Origin of the sequence: Modestobacter marinus (assembly GCF_011758655.1) — a bacterium.
GTDB lineage: Bacteria > Actinomycetota > Actinomycetes > Mycobacteriales > Geodermatophilaceae > Modestobacter > Modestobacter marinus.
Genome location: NZ_JAAMPA010000001.1, coordinates 485,236 through 500,314, shown reverse-complemented (window position 1 = coordinate 500,314; position 15,079 = coordinate 485,236). Strand labels below are relative to the sequence as shown.

General features: G+C 75.3%; 8 protein-coding genes. 3 read left to right on the top strand and 5 right to left on the bottom strand.

Going from position 1 to position 15,079, the window contains the following annotated elements:
- Positions 1–44: 44 nt before the first annotated feature.
- The 5 genes from FB380_RS02390 to sepH all read right to left on the bottom strand — a co-directional run bounded on the left by FB380_RS02390 (position 45) and on the right by sepH (position 9,475).
- A complete protein-coding gene (locus FB380_RS02390) occupies positions 45–1,913 on the bottom strand; it encodes an ABC transporter ATP-binding protein (RefSeq protein WP_229682063.1) in 1,869 nt (622 codons plus the stop codon).
- The gene (locus tag FB380_RS02385; protein WP_166753684.1) at positions 1,910–3,733 is read right to left on the bottom strand and encodes an ABC transporter ATP-binding protein; all 1,824 of its coding nucleotides are present in this window, start codon (positions 3,731–3,733) and stop codon (positions 1,910–1,912) included. The genes FB380_RS02390 and FB380_RS02385 overlap by 4 nt, the downstream gene beginning before the upstream one ends.
- A 69-nt stretch (positions 3,734–3,802) precedes the next feature.
- Entirely contained in the window at positions 3,803–6,286 is a 2,484-nt protein-coding gene (locus FB380_RS02380) for a putative bifunctional diguanylate cyclase/phosphodiesterase (protein ID WP_166753683.1), read from the bottom strand.
- Positions 6,287–6,448: 162 nt separating this feature from the next.
- A complete protein-coding gene (locus FB380_RS02375) occupies positions 6,449–8,212 on the bottom strand; it encodes a S8 family serine peptidase (RefSeq protein WP_166753682.1) in 1,764 nt (587 codons plus the stop codon).
- 237 nt (positions 8,213–8,449) lie between these two features.
- Positions 8,450–9,475 carry a septation protein SepH gene (gene sepH, locus FB380_RS02370; protein WP_166753681.1) on the bottom strand — a complete coding sequence of 342 codons (1,026 nt, stop codon included), beginning with the start codon at positions 9,473–9,475 and terminating at the stop codon, positions 8,450–8,452.
- A 312-nt stretch (positions 9,476–9,787) separates the two neighbouring features.
- Between sepH and FB380_RS02365 the strand changes: the two genes are divergently transcribed.
- From FB380_RS02365 to FB380_RS02355, 3 genes are all read left to right on the top strand, one after another.
- Positions 9,788–11,572, top strand: a complete 1,785-nt coding sequence (locus FB380_RS02365) for an N-acetylglutaminylglutamine amidotransferase (protein ID WP_166753680.1) — start codon at positions 9,788–9,790, stop codon at positions 11,570–11,572.
- Positions 11,573–11,714: 142 nt separating this feature from the next.
- Positions 11,715–13,574, top strand: coding sequence for a S9 family peptidase (locus tag FB380_RS02360; RefSeq protein WP_166753679.1), 1,860 nt, complete (start codon positions 11,715–11,717; stop codon positions 13,572–13,574).
- Between the two features lie 7 nt (positions 13,575–13,581).
- Positions 13,582–15,051 (top strand): circularly permuted type 2 ATP-grasp protein, encoded by a 1,470-nt coding sequence (locus FB380_RS02355; RefSeq protein ID WP_166753678.1) that lies wholly within the window; start codon positions 13,582–13,584, stop codon positions 15,049–15,051.
- The last annotated feature ends 28 nt before the right edge of the window (positions 15,052–15,079 follow it).

Genomic DNA, 15,079 nt, shown 5'->3' with positions numbered 1-15,079 from the left:
TCCCTCCTGCCCCGCCCGAGCTCGCGAGGGCAGGAGGCCCTCCTTCACACGAGCGAGTCGGCCCAGGCGCGGTGCAGGTCGGCGAACCGGCCGGTGCCGCCGACCAGCTCGGCGGGCGAGCCGTCCTCGACGACCCGGCCGGCCTCCATGACCAGCACCCGGTCGGCGATCTCCACCGTGGAGAGCCGGTGGGCGATGATCAGCGCCGTCCGGTCGGCCAGCAGCGTCTGCAGCGCCCGCTGCACCAGCACCTCGCTGGGCACGTCGAGGGAGCTGGTGGCCTCGTCGAGCACCAGCACCGCGGGGTCGGCGAGGAACGCCCGGGCGAAGCTGACCAGCTGGCGCTGCCCGGCCGACAGCCGCCCGCCCCGCTTGGCGACGTCGGTGTCGTAGCCCTCCGGCAGCGCCCGGATGAAGGTGTCGGCGCCGATCGCCCGGGCCGCCGCCTCGATCTCGGCCCGGGCGGCGTCCGGCTTGCCGAAGGAGATGTTGTCGGCGATCGACCCGGAGAACAGGAAGCTCTCCTGGGTCACCATCACCACCGCCCGGCGCAGGTCGGCGTCGGCGAGCCGGTCCAGCGGGACGCCGTCCAGCCGCACCTGACCGTCGACCGGGTCGTAGAACCGGGCGGCCAGCCGGGCCAGGGTGGACTTGCCCGCGCCGGTCGCCCCCACGAGCGCGACCGTCTGCCCCGCCGGGATCCTCATGTCCAGGTGCGGGAGCACGGTCGCGTCGCCGTAGCCGAAGCGGACGCCGTCGAAGACCACCTCGCCGGCGGGCGGGGAGGGCAGCGGCAGGGGATCGGCCGGCTCGGGCACGCTGGAGCGCTCCTCCAGGACGCCGGACAGCTTCTCCAGCGCCGCACTCGCCGACTGGTAGCTGTTGTAGAACATCGCGATGTCCTGCAGCGGGTCGAAGAAGCGGCGCAGGTAGACCAGGAACGACAGCAGGAAGCCGACCGCGAGGTCGCCGTCCATCACCCGCAGTGCGCCGTAGCCGAGCACCGCGACGGTCACCAGGTTGCCGATCATGGTCACGCTCGGCACGAAGACGGCGATCAGCCAGAAGGCGTGGTGGTGCGCCTGGCGGTTGGCCTCGTTCAGCTCGGCGTGCAGGCGGTCGTTGCGCGGCTCCCGGCGGAACGCCTGCACCGCGCGGATGCCGCCGAAGGTCTCGGTGAACTGCACGATCAGCGCGGCGATGGTCTGCCGGGTGCGCCGGTAGGCCACCGTCGAGCTGCGCTGGAACCAGCGGCCGACGAGGTAGAGCGCCGGCAGGCCGAGCAGCGCGACCAGGCCCAGCGGCAGGTCGAGCACCAGCATCAGCGCGCCGATCGAGACGACGCTGAACAGCGCGGTGAGCAGCCCGTCGAGCCCCTCGTCGAGCAGCTCGGCCAGCGCCTCGACGTCGCTGGTCAGCCGGCTGATCGTCTTGCCCGACGTGTACCGCTCGTGGAAGGACAGCGGCAGGGACTGGACGTGGGTGAACACCCGCCGGCGCAGGGTGAGCAGCACCGCCTGGCCGACCCGGCCGGAGCCGATGAGGAAGCGGTAGCGCAGCACGGCGTCCAGCACCGCCGCGGCGACCATGGCCGCGGTGATCCAGACCAGCGGCCAGGGGTCGCCGTCGAGCAGTGCCGGGACGGCGACGTCGATGCCGATCCCGATCAGCAGCGGGCCGGCCAGCCAGGCCAGGTTCTGCACGACGATCACGGCCAGCAGCTGCCACAGCACCCGGCGATGGGGCCGCAGCAGCTCGCCGAGCAGCCGCCGGGAGCGGCCGCGGAGGAAGGAGCTGGCGGAGGTGTCCAGGTCGTCGGCGTCCTCGCCGGCCACGCCCCGCCAGTCGGCGTGCGCGTCGGCCGGTGCGCCGGCGGTGGTGGTCACGGCCGTGCCGGTGCCGGGGGTGGTCACGGGCAGCCCACCCCGCTCAGGTCGGTGCCGGCCCGGCCGGCGTCCAGGGAGCCGGCGAGGCCGGACTCCGAGGAGAGCAGCGCCCGGTAGGCGGGCACCTGCGCGAGCAGGTCGGTGTGCCGCCCGACGGCGGTGATCCGGCCGTCCTCCAGCAGCGCCACCCGGTCGGCGAGCAGCACCGTGGAGGCCCGGTGGGCGACCACCAGCGCCGTCGTCTCGGCGAGCACGTCCCGCAGCGCTCGCTCGACGAGGGCCTCGGTGTGCACGTCGAGGGCGGACAGCGGGTCGTCGAGCACCAGCACCGACGGCCGGCCGAGGACCGCCCGGGCCAGCGCCAGTCGCTGCCGTTGGCCACCGGACAGCGACAGGCCCTGCTCACCGACCCGGGTGTCCAGGCCCCAGGGCAGGTCGTGCACGAAGTCGGCCTGGGCCACCCGCAGCGCCTCGGCCACCTCGTCGTCCCCGGCGTCCGGGCGGCCCAGCGTGACGTTCTCCCGGACGCTCATCGAGAACAGCGTCGCCTCCTCGAACGCCGTGGCCACCACGGTGCGCAGCTGGGCGAGCGGGAGGTCACGGACGTCGTGCCCGTCGAGGGTGACCCGCCCGCCGGTGACGTCGTAGAGCCGGGCGACCAGGGCGGTCATCGTCGTCTTGCCCGACCCGGTGGCGCCGACCAGCGCCATCGTCTCGCCGGGCTCCACCTCGAGGTCGACGTCGGTGAGCACCGGCCCGCCGGCGCCGGGGAAGCGGAAGCCGACGTGCTCGAAGCGCAGCCGGGCCGGCGTGGCCACCGCGGCGGGCCGGGCGCCGGGGGAGTCCCGGACGGTCAGCGGGGCGTCGAGCAGCTCGCCGATCCGGTCGCAGGCGCTGGCCGTCTCCTGCGCCTGGGCGAGCAGGAAGCCCAGCGACAGGATCGGCCACAGCAGCACGGTGAACAGCGCGACGAACCCGATCAGCCCGCCGACGGTCAGGGCGCCGCTGCTGACCGCCAGCGCGCCGCCGACCAGGATCACCGCCAGGGTGATCTGCGGCTGGAACTCGAACAGGCACCAGATCAGCGCCAGGGTGCGGACCCTGCCCAGCTCCAGGTCGCGCAGCCGCAGGGCCTTGCGGTCGTAGCGGCCGAACACCATCCGGCTGCGGCCGAGGGACTTGACCACCCGGATGCCCTGGACGGCCTCCTCCACGTCGGTGGCCAGCTCGCCCTGCTCGTCCTGGATCAGCCGGGACTCGACGTTGTACTGCTTCTCCAGCCGCATCCCGAAGAACACCAGCGGCAGGGTCGTGGCCAGCACCGCGATGCCCAGCGGCCACCAGGTGAGGACCAGCAGCACGCCGACGACGACGCAGGTGAGCAGGTTGACGACCAGGAAGACGGCGCCGAAGCCGATGAAGCGCCGGATGGTGGAGACGTCGGAGGTCGCGCGGGAGAGCAGCTGACCGGAGGACCAGTGGTCGTGGAAGGCGACCGGCAGTCGCTGCAGCCGCTGGTACAGGGTGTCGCGGAGGTCGCGTTCGAGCTGCAGGCTGCTGATGTTCATCGCCCAGCGGCGCAGGAAGAACAGGGCCGCCTCGGCGACGCCGAACAGCAGCGCCAGCCCGAGCAGCGGCACCAGCGCGCCGCGGTCACCGCTGGCGATCGGCCCCTCCACGATGGCCGGCGTGAGCAGCGGGACGGCCAGCTGGGCGAGGGTGGCGAGCAGGGCGCCGGTGAAGGTCAGCGCGATCAGCCCGCGGTAGGGGCGGGCGAAGGGCAGCAGCCGGGCCAGCGCGGAGAGCCGGCCCCGGGAGTCGTCGGGAGGGGCGGCGGTCTCGGTCATGGCCGGGTCAGGCTATGCCGGGGGACCGACGTCCCGAGAGCCATTTTCCGGCGACCCGGGTCGACGGCGTCAGGCGATGGGGACCGCATGGGACGCCAGGGACGTGGAGCGTGCGGCCAGCCACTGGCTCAGCGCGGGTGCAGGCACCGGGCGGCTGACGTGGTAGCCCTGCACCAGGTCGCAGCCCCAGCCGGCGAGCAGCGACTGGGTGGTCAGGTCCTCGACGCCCTCGGCCACCACCCGCAGCCCGAGCGCGTGCCCGAGGTCGATGGTGGCCCGGACGATGGCGGCGTCCGCGCGGTCGTCGGCCATCCCCATGACGAAGGACTTGTCGATCTTGACCTCGTGCACCGGCAGCTGTTTCAGGTACGCCAGCGAGGACTGCCCGGTGCCGAAGTCGTCCACGGACAGCCGGACGCCCAGGCCGCGCAGCTCCCGCAGCACACCGGAGGACCGGCGGAGGTCGCTCATCACCGCCGTCTCGGTGATCTCGAGGGTGAGCACGTCGGGGGGCAGCCCCGCGGCGGTCAGGGCAGCGCGCACCTGGGCGGGCAGGCCCGGGTCGGTGAGGCTGCGGGCGGACAGGTTGACCGCCACGCCGAGGTCGTGCCCGAGGTGGCGCCAGCCGGCGCACGCGGTCAGGGCGGCGTCGAGCACCAGCGCGGTCAGCGGGCGGATCAGGCCGGTGTGCTCGGCGAGGGGGACGAACTCCTCCGGGCTCACCCGGCCGTGCGCCGGGTGCTCCCACCGCACCAGGGCCTCCGCACCCAGCGGGTCACCGGTGACCGGGTCCACCTTGGGCTGGTAGTGCACCTCCAGGAGCCCGGCCGCGATCGCGTCCCGCAGATCACCGGTCATGCGCAGCCGCGCGCTGGCGCCGTCGGTGGCCGGGTCGTAGGCCGAGAGGGTCTGGCCCGTCTGCTTGGCGGCGTAGAGGGCGGTGTCGGCGTGCTGCAGCAGGGTGGCGGCGTCGTCGCCGTGGTCAGGGGCCTGCGCCAGACCGGCGCTGAGCCGCACGTCGACGTCCACCCCGTCGAAGGGGAACGGCACCGACAGCGCGGCGATGAGGGCGCTGGTCAGCGCGGGCGCGCCGGCGGCCCCCGTGCCGGCGGGGAGCAGGACCGCGAACTCGTCGTTGCCGAGGCGGGCCACCGCCTCCGTCCCGAGCCGCTGGGCCAGCCGCCGGCCCACCTCCACCAGCAGGAGGTCCCCGGTGGGGTGCCCCAGGGCGTCGTTGACGTCCTTGAAACCGTCGACGTCGAGCATCACCACAGCGGTCTGCGGGTGGTCGGCCAGCCGGGCGCCGAGCAGCTGCAGGAACTTGCGGCGGTTGGGCAGGCCGGTGAGCGGGTCGTGCAGCGACCGGTGCTCCTGGGCGGCGGCCTCCGTGGCCAGCTGGTCGACCAACTGCGCCTTGTGCAGCGAGAGACCGGCGTGGTTGGCCAGGGAGGTGAACAGCCGGAGGTCGGTGTCGCTGAAGGTGTCCAGGTGGTGCGGGCGGTCGGTGACCAGCAGCACGCCGACGACGGCGTCGTCGACCCGCAGCGGTGCGGCCAGGCCGTCGCGGGGACCGGTCGGGTCCTCCGTCCCCCGGCGGCGCAGCACGGGGGTGCCCTCGACGGCGGCCGCCCACCAGCCCGGCAGGTCACCGGGGTCCAGGCGGTCGACCTCGCCGCTGCCCAGCCGCAGGTGCATCGCCGGCGCCGGTCCACCGGGCAGCACGACGATCTCGGCGGTCTCTGCCCCGAGGACGTCGCGGGCCTGTCCCAGCACCGCCTCGACGACGGCGTCGGTGCGGACGGCGTCGCCGAGGCCGTCGGTGAAGCGGTAGAGCGACTCGAGCCGGGCATGGCCGCGGCTGAGCCCGGAGTAGCCGCGGTAGGCCAGTGCCAGCGTGGCGACGACGGCGAGCACCAGGACCAGGGCCCCGGGCCGGGTCACCAGCAGGACGACGACCAGCAGGCCGACGCTGCTGTTGGCGAGCGCGGCGAACAGGGCCGACGTCACGGCCTCGGTGAGCACGCCACCGTCGAACCGGCCGGAGGTGAGGAAGATGACCGCGGTCAGCGCCATCGCACTGACCGCGTGGGCGGCCACGATCGTCACCAGCGCGGCGACGATCCCCGTGGTGCCGGTCGGGTTCCCGTCGGCGAGGAGCGCGTGGAAGAGGGTCTGCGCCAGGGCTGCCTCGAGGGCGAACAGCGAGAGGTTGAACGGCAGCTCCAGGCCCAGCCGACGGTGCCACAGCAGGCCGGCGGCCGAGCCGAGGACGCTGGCCAGCACGTACCCCTGGGGGTCGCAGAAGGCCAGGCCCAGGACGAGCGGGATCTCGGCGAAGGAGATCGAGATCGACTCGCGCCGGATCTGGAGGTGCACGACGAGCAGCTCGGTGGCGGTGAACAGCGGCATGAGCGCCCACCACGGCACCTCGAAGGTGGGGACGGCGACCGACTCGTCCTGCAGCGGGCCGGTGACGAGCGCGATCGCCCCGGCGGCGAGCGCCGCGCACAGCAGGGCGACCGCCACGTCCCGCCAGCGTTCCTGTCCGGGCACGTGCCCACCTCCCTCTCCGCCAGGTCCGGTCCTGCGCCGGTCATCGGCTCCCGCCCGGGCCGACTTGAGCGATGCGGTGCCCGGGGGTGAGGAAGGGATGAGATGCGTGGAGGGCGTGGGAGTCGGCAGACCCCCACGCCCTCCGCAGCCGTGCCGGTGGGATCACCGGGCCTCGGCGACCCCCCAGCCGCTCGCGGACCAGTGGTCGGACCGCCAGCGCATCCGGGACCAGTCGTCGTCACGCCAGCGCATCCGGGACCACTCGTCGGCCCGCCAGCGCATGCGGGACCACTCCCGGTCCGACCACGCGATGCCGGTCCAGGACGCCTGCGTCCACGGGACGGCCGGCCAGGCGCCGTCGACCCAGGTGTCGCCGGCCCAGGCCGTGCCGCGCCAGGTGCCCCCGGACCACGCCGTCCCTGCCGAGGAGTCCGCGGCCCAGGTCGCGGCGTGCCAGGGGAGGCCGAAGATGTCACGCTCCCCGGTCAGCGGGATCCCGGCGTCCGGGTCGGCGATGAAGCCGCCGCCGCGCGCGGCGTCGAGCGAACCCGTGCCCGTGGAACGCGGGTGCTGCTGGGCGTAGCTCGGCACCCGGCCGTCCTTCACCTGCTCCATCGCGCCCTTGACGTCCAGGACGCCGGCGCCCTGCACGGGGCTGCCGTCGGCGCGCAGCCGATCGGCGTTGGCCCGGAGCACGCCCTTGACCTGGTCGGGGGTCAGCCCGGGGTCCTGCTGCAGCAGCAGGGCCGCGGCGCCGGAGACCACCGCTGCCGACTGCGAGGTGCCGCTGCCCCGGAACAGGCGGCCGGCGGCGTCGCCGGTGACCAGGCCCTCGGGGTGGCCGACGTCGGCGGAGGAGCCCGGGACGCGCAGGCTGACCACCGACTTGCCCGGGGCGAGCACGTCGGGCCGGCGTGCGTCGGTGCCGGAGTTCGTCCAGGCGCCGACCACGTGCTGGTCGCGGTTGTCGCTGCCGCGGTGGTCGCTGGACCCGACTGCGATGACGTACGGGTCGATCGCCGGCATGGTCAACGGCTGCGGGCCGCTCTCCCCGTCGTTCCCGGCGGCGACCACGACCACGATGCCGGCCCGCCAGGCGTTCTCCACCGCGTGGGCCAGCGGGTCCAGGAGCGCCGACTGCGTCGACTCGGTCCCGTAGGACAGGTTGAGCACCCGGATGTCGTGGCTGGCCCGGTTGGTGACCACCCAGTCGATCCCGGCGATCACCTGGGAGACGTCGACCGCACCGTCGGCCGCGCCGGCCTTGACGTTGACGATCCGCGCGTCGGGTGCCATCCCGACGAAGTACTGCTTGTCGTTCTCGGCGCCGACCGGCATCGCCGCGTCCCGGCCGGCGATGATGCCGGCCATGTGGGTGCCGTGCCCGTAGCCGTCGAGGTACCGGGTGTTCTCGGCCTGCGAGTCCAGCGACAGGTCCGGCCCGTTGACGACCTTGCCGGCTCCGTCCAGGCCGGGCACCGGGGTCACCCCGGTGTCGATGAGGGCGATGCCCACCCCGTGGCCGGTGAGCTTCTGCCTGCCGTTGTCCGGGTCGTTCTGGCTCCAGACGTTCTCCGCGCCGGTGGCCTTGGCGATGCTGTGCGTGGAACCCAGGTCGTGGTCGGCCTCCCACCTGCCGGTGGCCGACGACGCCTGCTCGTCCTCGTGGGTGTCGTCGTCGCCCCACTCCTGGTCCAGCGAGACCAGCTCCCCGTCCGGGGTGACGGCCCGCACGCCGTCCACGGCTGCGAGCGTCGCCAGCCGTGCCGCCGGCACCCGGGCCCGCAGCCCGCCGATGACGCCGAGCTGCTGGTCGACCACGCCGCCGAGGCGCACGACCTCGGCCGCGGTGGCATCTGCGGCCCCCTCGACGATGACCGGCACCAGTGCACCGGTGTCCGCGGCGGCGGGGGGAGCTCCGGTCATCCCGATCACGGTGGCCGATGCCACCGTCAGCGCGGCGCCGCGGGCGGCTCGCCGCCGCCATGCACCCGAGAGCTGTGGGCCTGTGTCCATGCACGCTGTCCTGTCCGTAGGTGTCGCGTTACGGGAGGAACAGTCGTTGGAGCGCAGCGTGAATGGCCAGCGACGCTGTGTGATCTCACTCGAACGAGGAGTCAAGGAAGACCGACAGGATGACGATGCGAGGCGCCGCTGTCGGGCTCAGCGGTTGCGGCGGACCCCGAAGACGATGTCCTCCCAGGCCGGGATGCGGGCCCGCGGGTCCTCGGCCTCGCCGTCGAGCAGCGAGCCCAGCACCGCGGTGTCCTGGCTGTCGGGGTCGACGTCGTCGTAGGCGCTGCGGCGCGGGGGCCCGCCGGCGGGGCCCTCGACCGGGACGTCGTCGACCGGGTCGCCGTCGGCGGGGACGGCGTCCCGTGCCTCGTCGTCCCGTGCCGCGTCGTGGCTCGTCTCGTCACCGGGCACCGCGTCGTCCCGTGCCTCGGCGTCCGGTCCCTGCTCGTCCTCGTCGGCCGGGGCGGCGTCGGGCTGCGCCGCACCCGCGGCGTCGGAGCCGGGGGCCGCGGAGCCGGGGACCACGGAGATGCCCCGTCGGGAGACCGGTGCGGCGGGCGGGCCGGCCGGGACGTCCGGGACGACCCGGACCAGCCGGGTGCCCTCGGCGAAGTCCATCGTGGTGGCGTCGACCGGCGTCACCGTGCGGGCCGGGATGTCGTGGGTCCAGCGGGTGCTGCCGGACTTCGCGCCGGCCTGCCAGTCGGCCTGGACCTGCCAGGTGCCGTCCTCCGTGCGGTGGGCGTCCCAGCTGACGGCCTCGAGGTCGGCGCCGAGCAGCCGCAGCCGCTCGGTCAGGAACTGCTCCAGGGGCACGCTGGGCGTGCCCTCGGACAGCCGCACCCGGGCGCTGCGGGCCTGCTCGGCGACCCGGGCGCGCTCCTGCAGCACCGGGTGGGCGAAGCGCATGATCCGCTCGACCCGGGTGCCGGAGGCGTGCGCCACCTGCTCGGGGGTCTCGCCGCCCCGGATCCGGGCCTGGATGACCCGCGGGGGCAGGTCGTCGGCCACCTCGGCCGGGGCCGGGCGCGGGGCCTCCACGCGGAGCGCCTGCCGCAACCGGTCGTCCACGGGCAGCTCGAAGCGCTCGCCGTCCGTCGAGTCGGGCGCGTCCGCGGCGAGCACCAGGTGCGTGCCGTCCTCGGAGAGCGCCACGAGGCGCAGTGAGCGCATGGGAGCGACCTCCAGGGGAGTCCGGCGCGGAGGGTTCGGCGCGGGGTTCGGCGCGGTTCGCAGACCGGGGCAACGCTAACGGCGCAGCCGCGGGCCCGCGCCGCCGACACGCCCGGTACGGCGCGTCGGCTCGACAACGAGGGCCGGGGCGTCCTCTCGCTCACCGGGAGGCCCGGTCGCCGCGTCCCGCCGCAGCGACCAGAATGGTCACCTCGGCAGCCTGCGGACCCGCCCGGCCACGAGCCGCGGGGACGGCGGGACAGCGAGCCGGCGCAGCGCGGCGCCGCACCACAGGACAGGGGAGGGGCACACGTGTGCGGCATCTCGGGTGAGGTCCGGTTCGACGGAGGCATCGCCGACATGGCGGCGGTCAGCGCCATGTGCGACCAGCTGCAGCGACGGGGGCCCGACGGCTCGGGCGGGTGGCAGGCCGGGCCGGTGGCGCTCGGGCACCGGCGGCTGAAGATCATCGACCTGACCGACGCGGGCGCGCAGCCGATGGTCGACGCGGAGCTCGGGCTGACGATGGTCTTCAACGGGATCATCTACAACTACAAGGAGCTGCGCGCCGAGCTGCAGGGCGCCGGCTACCGGTTCTTCTCCACCTCCGACACCGAGGTGGTGCTCAAGGCCTACCACCGGTGGGGTGCGGCCTGCGTCGAGCGCTTCCTGGGGATGTTCGCGTTCGCCGTCGTCGAGCGGGAGTCCGGCCGGGTGGTGCTGGCCCGTGACCGGTTCGGCATCAAGCCGCTGTACCTCAGCCGCGGGCCCGGGCGGCTGCGCTTCGCCTCCTCGCTGCCCGCGCTGGTGCGCGCCGGCGGGGTGGACACCAGCATCGACCCGGTCGCCCTGCACCACTACATGTCCTTCCACGCCGTCGTCCCGGCGCCGCGCACGATCCTGGCCGGGGTGGGCAAGCTGCCGCCGGCCACGGTGCGCACCTACGAGCCCGACGGCCGGGAGTCCGACTGGGAGTACTGGCGCCCGGTGCACGAGCGGCGGGCCGAGTTCGCCGGTCTGGACGCCGGGGAGTGGCAGGAGCGCGTGCTGGAGCAGCTGCGCGTGGCGGTGCGCCGGCGGATGGTCGCCGACGTCCCGGTGGGCGTGCTGCTGTCCGGCGGCATCGACTCCAGCCTCGTCGTCGGCCTGCTCGCCGAGGAGGGGCAGAAGGGCCTGGCCACGTTCTCCATCGGCTTCGAGGCCGTGGGCGAGCGGTCCGGGGACGAGTTCGCCTACTCCGACGTCGTCGCCGAGACCTTCGGCACCGACCACCACCGGCTGATGGTGCCCAGCGCCGACGTGCACGCCGGCCTCGACGGCGCGGTCGCGGCGATGAGCGAGCCGCAGGTCAGCCACGACGCGGTCGCCTTCTACCTGCTCTCCCAGCAGGTCAGCCAGCACGTCAAGGTGGTGCAGAGCGGCCAGGGCGCCGACGAGGTGCTCGCCGGCTACGACTGGTACCCGCCGCTGCAGGGCGTCCCGGCCGAGCAGGCCGTCGACGCCTACGCGCGGGTCTTCGTCGACCGGTCGCACGCCGAGCTGGCCACCCAGCTCGCCGACCGCTGGATGGTGACCGACGACGTCAGCCGGGCGCTGATCGCCGAGCACTTCGCCCGGCCCGGGGCGGAGACGACGCTGGACAAGGCGCTGCGCCTGGACTCGACGATCATGCTGGTCGACGACCCGGTCAAGCGGGTGGACAACATGACGATGGCCTGGGGCCTGGAGGCCCGCGTGCCGTTCCTGGACCACGAGTTCGTGGAGCTCGCCGCCGCCGTCCCGCCGGAGCTCAAGCTCGCCCACGGCGGCAAGGGCGTGCTCAAGGACGCCGCTCGCAGGGTCATCCCCGCCGACGTGATCGACCGGCCGAAGGGCTACTTCCCGGTGCCGGCGATCACCGACCTGCACGGCGACTACCTGGAGACGGTGCGCGCGGCGCTGCACGCACCCGAGGCCCGGGAGCGCGGCCTGTTCCGCGCCGACTACGTGGAGCAGCTGCTCGCCGACCCGAACGGCCACCGCACGACGCTGGGCGCCAACCAGCTGTGGCAGGCCGGGCTGCTGGAGCTCTGGCTGCAGCGGCACGGCATCCGCTGACCCGGCGGGCCGCGCGCACGGCGCGGCGGAGGACGGCACCTCCGAGGCGTCTGCTCCACTCGGGACCGACGGACGGCGTGGTCCGGCGCGGCACCCCGCCGCGCCGCCCGCCCCCGTCCCCGTCCCCGACCGAGGAGGTGCCATGACCGACGTCCTGCGCCCCACCGGGCTGCCCACCGAGGTGCGCCTCGCCGTCGCCGAGATCGCCGGTGCCCCCGGCGCCTGGTGCCCCACCCTGGCGCCGACCGGGGACCGGGTGGCCTACGTCAGCGACCGCTCCGGCGTCCCCCGGCTGGAGGTCGCCGCGCTGGACCAGCAGACCCCGCCGGCGGTGCTGTCGGGTGCCGAGGAGGAGGTCGTCTCGGTCGCCTGGTCCCCGGACGGCGGGTGGCTGGCCTACCTGGTCAGCCCCGGCGGGTCGATCTGCGCGCAGCTGTGGGCCGTCCGGCCCGACGGCACCGAGCGGCACCTGGTCGCCGGGGAGGACCCGCGGGCCACCGTCTTCGCCGGCGGGTGGACCGCGGCGGCGGGCCACTACGTCTGCTCGATCGCCCCCGGCGACGGCCCGGGCGCCGACGTCGTCCTGGTCGACGTGGTCAGCGGGGCGCACCGCACCCTGGCCACCGGCGGCTTCCTCGCCGTCACCGCCGTCTCCGCCGACGAACGGACGGTGCTGGCCCGGCGGGGTCCGCGCGGGCACCGGCACGTCGTGCTGGTCGACGTCGCCACCGGCACCCAGCGGCGGGTCATCCCGCTCGGCGCCCCCGGCGGCGGCGCCTCCGAGGACGGCCGGTTCGCCCCGGACGGCTCCGCGGTCTTCCTCCGCGCCGCGCTCCCGGCCCGGCCCGGGCTGCCGCGCAGTGACCGCACCGGGCTGGTCCGCGTCCCGCTGGACGCCGATCGGCAGCCGGGCCCGGCTCAGGTGCTCGTCGCCCGCCCCGACGCCGACCTGGAGTCCTACGCGGCGCGCGCCGACGGCACGGTGCTGTGCGTCTGGAACGCCGACGGGGTCACCGAGCTGGAGCTGCGGGACCTCGCCGGCGGCGGCCTGGTGCGCGCCGTGCCGCTGCCGCAGCCGGTCATGCCCGGCTGGTCGCTGTCGGCCGACGGCGGCACGCTGCTGGCCGAGCTGAGCGGCCCGACCTCGCCCCGGTCGCTGTGGTCGGTCGCGCTGGACGCCGACCGGGAGCCGGTGCCGCTCCCGAGCACGCCCCGCCGCCCCGACCCGCACCTGCTGGTGACGCCGGTCCGGCTGCGCTACGCGGCCGCCGACGGCACCGAGCTGGACGGCTGGCTCTACACCCCGCCGGAGGCCGCCGGCCCCAACCGCACGGTGGTGAGCTTCCACGGCGGCCCGGAGGGGCAGGAGCGCCCGGACTACCACCCGGTGGCGCAGTCGCTGGTCGCGGCCGGGCTGACCGTCTTCGCCCCGAACGTGCGCGGCTCGGGCGGGCACGGTGCCGCGTTCATGGCCGCCGACGACCTCGCCGCCCGGGAGGGGTCGTTCACCGACGTCGTCGCCACCGTCGAGCACCTGGTGGCCGAGGGGATCGCGCTGCCCGGCCGGGTCGGCGCGCACGGCTGGTCCTACGGCGGCTACCTGACGCTGGTGGCGCTCACCCGCTGGCCGGACCTGTTCGCCGCCGGCGCCACGCTGGCCGGGATGAGCGACCTCCGCACGTTCTTCGCGGGCACCGAGCCGTGGATGGCAGCGGCCTCGGTCACCGAGTACGGCGACCCGGTGACCGACCGGGACATGCTGGCCGCGATCTCCCCGATGACCGTGCTGGACCGGCTGCGGTCGCCGGTGCTGCTCACCCACGGCGACCGGGACACCAACGTGCCGGTGCTGGAGTCGATCCAGGCGCACCAGGAGCTGACCGCGCTGGGCGCGCCGGCCGAACTGCTCCTCCTCCGGGGCGAGGGTCACACGATCGTGGGACGGGAGAACGTGCTGCACCTGTCGGAGCGGGTCGCGGAGTGGTTCGATCGCTGGCTGTGACCCCGCGATGAACGACGCCTCCGGCGTCTTCGCGCGCTACCCGGGCTCGGCGGACGACGAGGCGGTGGGCGCCGCCGGGGCGCTCCGGCCGGCCTACCGCTCCGTCGTCCCGGCGTTCGACGGGCTGGGCGCCGCCGGGATCGGCGCGGTCGTCGACGCGGTGGACCGGGAACGCCGGTCGCGCGGGGTGGTGACCGGCAGCTACGTCGACGGCCGGCTGATGGAGCGGCCGTTGCCGTTCTGCCCGGTGCCCCGCGTCCTCCCGGCCGCCGACTGGGCGCACGTGGCCCGCGGCGCCGAGCAGCGGCACCGCGCGCTGAACGCCTTCCTCGCCGATGTCCACCGCCCGGCCGGACGGCGGCGCACCGACCCCGACCGGCACCCCGAGGCCGTGCGCGCCGGGATCGTCCCGGCGTGGGTCGTCGCGGCCAGCCCCGCGTTCCGCGCGTCGGCGGCGGACCTCGCCGTGCCCGGCCAGCAGCGGGTCACCGTCGCTGGTCTGGACCTGGTGCACGGTCCGCGGGGCTGGGTGGCGGTGCGGGACAGCCTGCGGACGCCGTCCGGCCTGGGGCACGCGCTCAGCGACCGGGTCAGCGGCCGTGCTGCCCTGCCGGAGCTGCACGCCGCGGCCGATGGGCTCGTCGACCCGGCCGCGGCGGTGCCGCTGCTGCGGGCGGCACTGGCCGAGGCCGCACCGCCGGCGTGCTCGGGCGTCCCGCAGCTGGCCCTGCTCTCCGAGGGGCCGCAGAGCCCGGGCTGGTTCGAGCACCGGGTGCTGGCCGAGGCGCTGGGCGTCCCGGTCGCCACGCCCGACGCGCTCTGGCCGGCGCGTGGTGGTGGGGTCGAGGTGCAGGTGGACGGGCAGCGGCTGCGGGTCGACGTCCTGCACCTGCGGATCGACGAGGCGGGGCTGGCCGCGCACCTGACGCCGTGCGGCACGCCGCTGGGCGTGCTGCTCCGGGCCGCCGTGCGCGACGGGCAGCTGGCGCTGGCCAACGTCCCCGGCAACGGGGTGGCCGACGACGAGGCCGCCTACCGGTACGTGCCGGAGCTGATCCGGTTCCACCTCGGTGAGGAGCCGGTGCTGGGCACCGTGCGCACCTGGCTGCTGGCCGACGAGGCGGACCTCGCCGAGGTGCGCGACCGGCTGCACGAGCTCGTCGTGACGCCGGTCCGCGGGTACGGCGGGCGCGGAACGGTGGTCGGGCCCCGCTGCTCGGCGGCCGAGCTCGCCGAGCTGCAGGCGGAGGTGGCCGCCACCCCGCACCGCTTCATCGCCCAGGAGCCCCTCGAGGTCTCCACGGTGCCCACCCTCGTCGACGGCGCCCTGGTGCCGCGGGAGGCCGGGCTGCGGGTGTCCACCGTCGCCGGTGCGGTCACCCGCGCGCTGCCCGCGCCGTGGACCCGGGTGGCGCTGACCGAGGGGTCCACCGCACTGGACGGCAGCAAGGACACCTGGCTCCTGCCGCCTGGCTGAGGAGCGGTCGGCGCCTCGCACGTGGTGT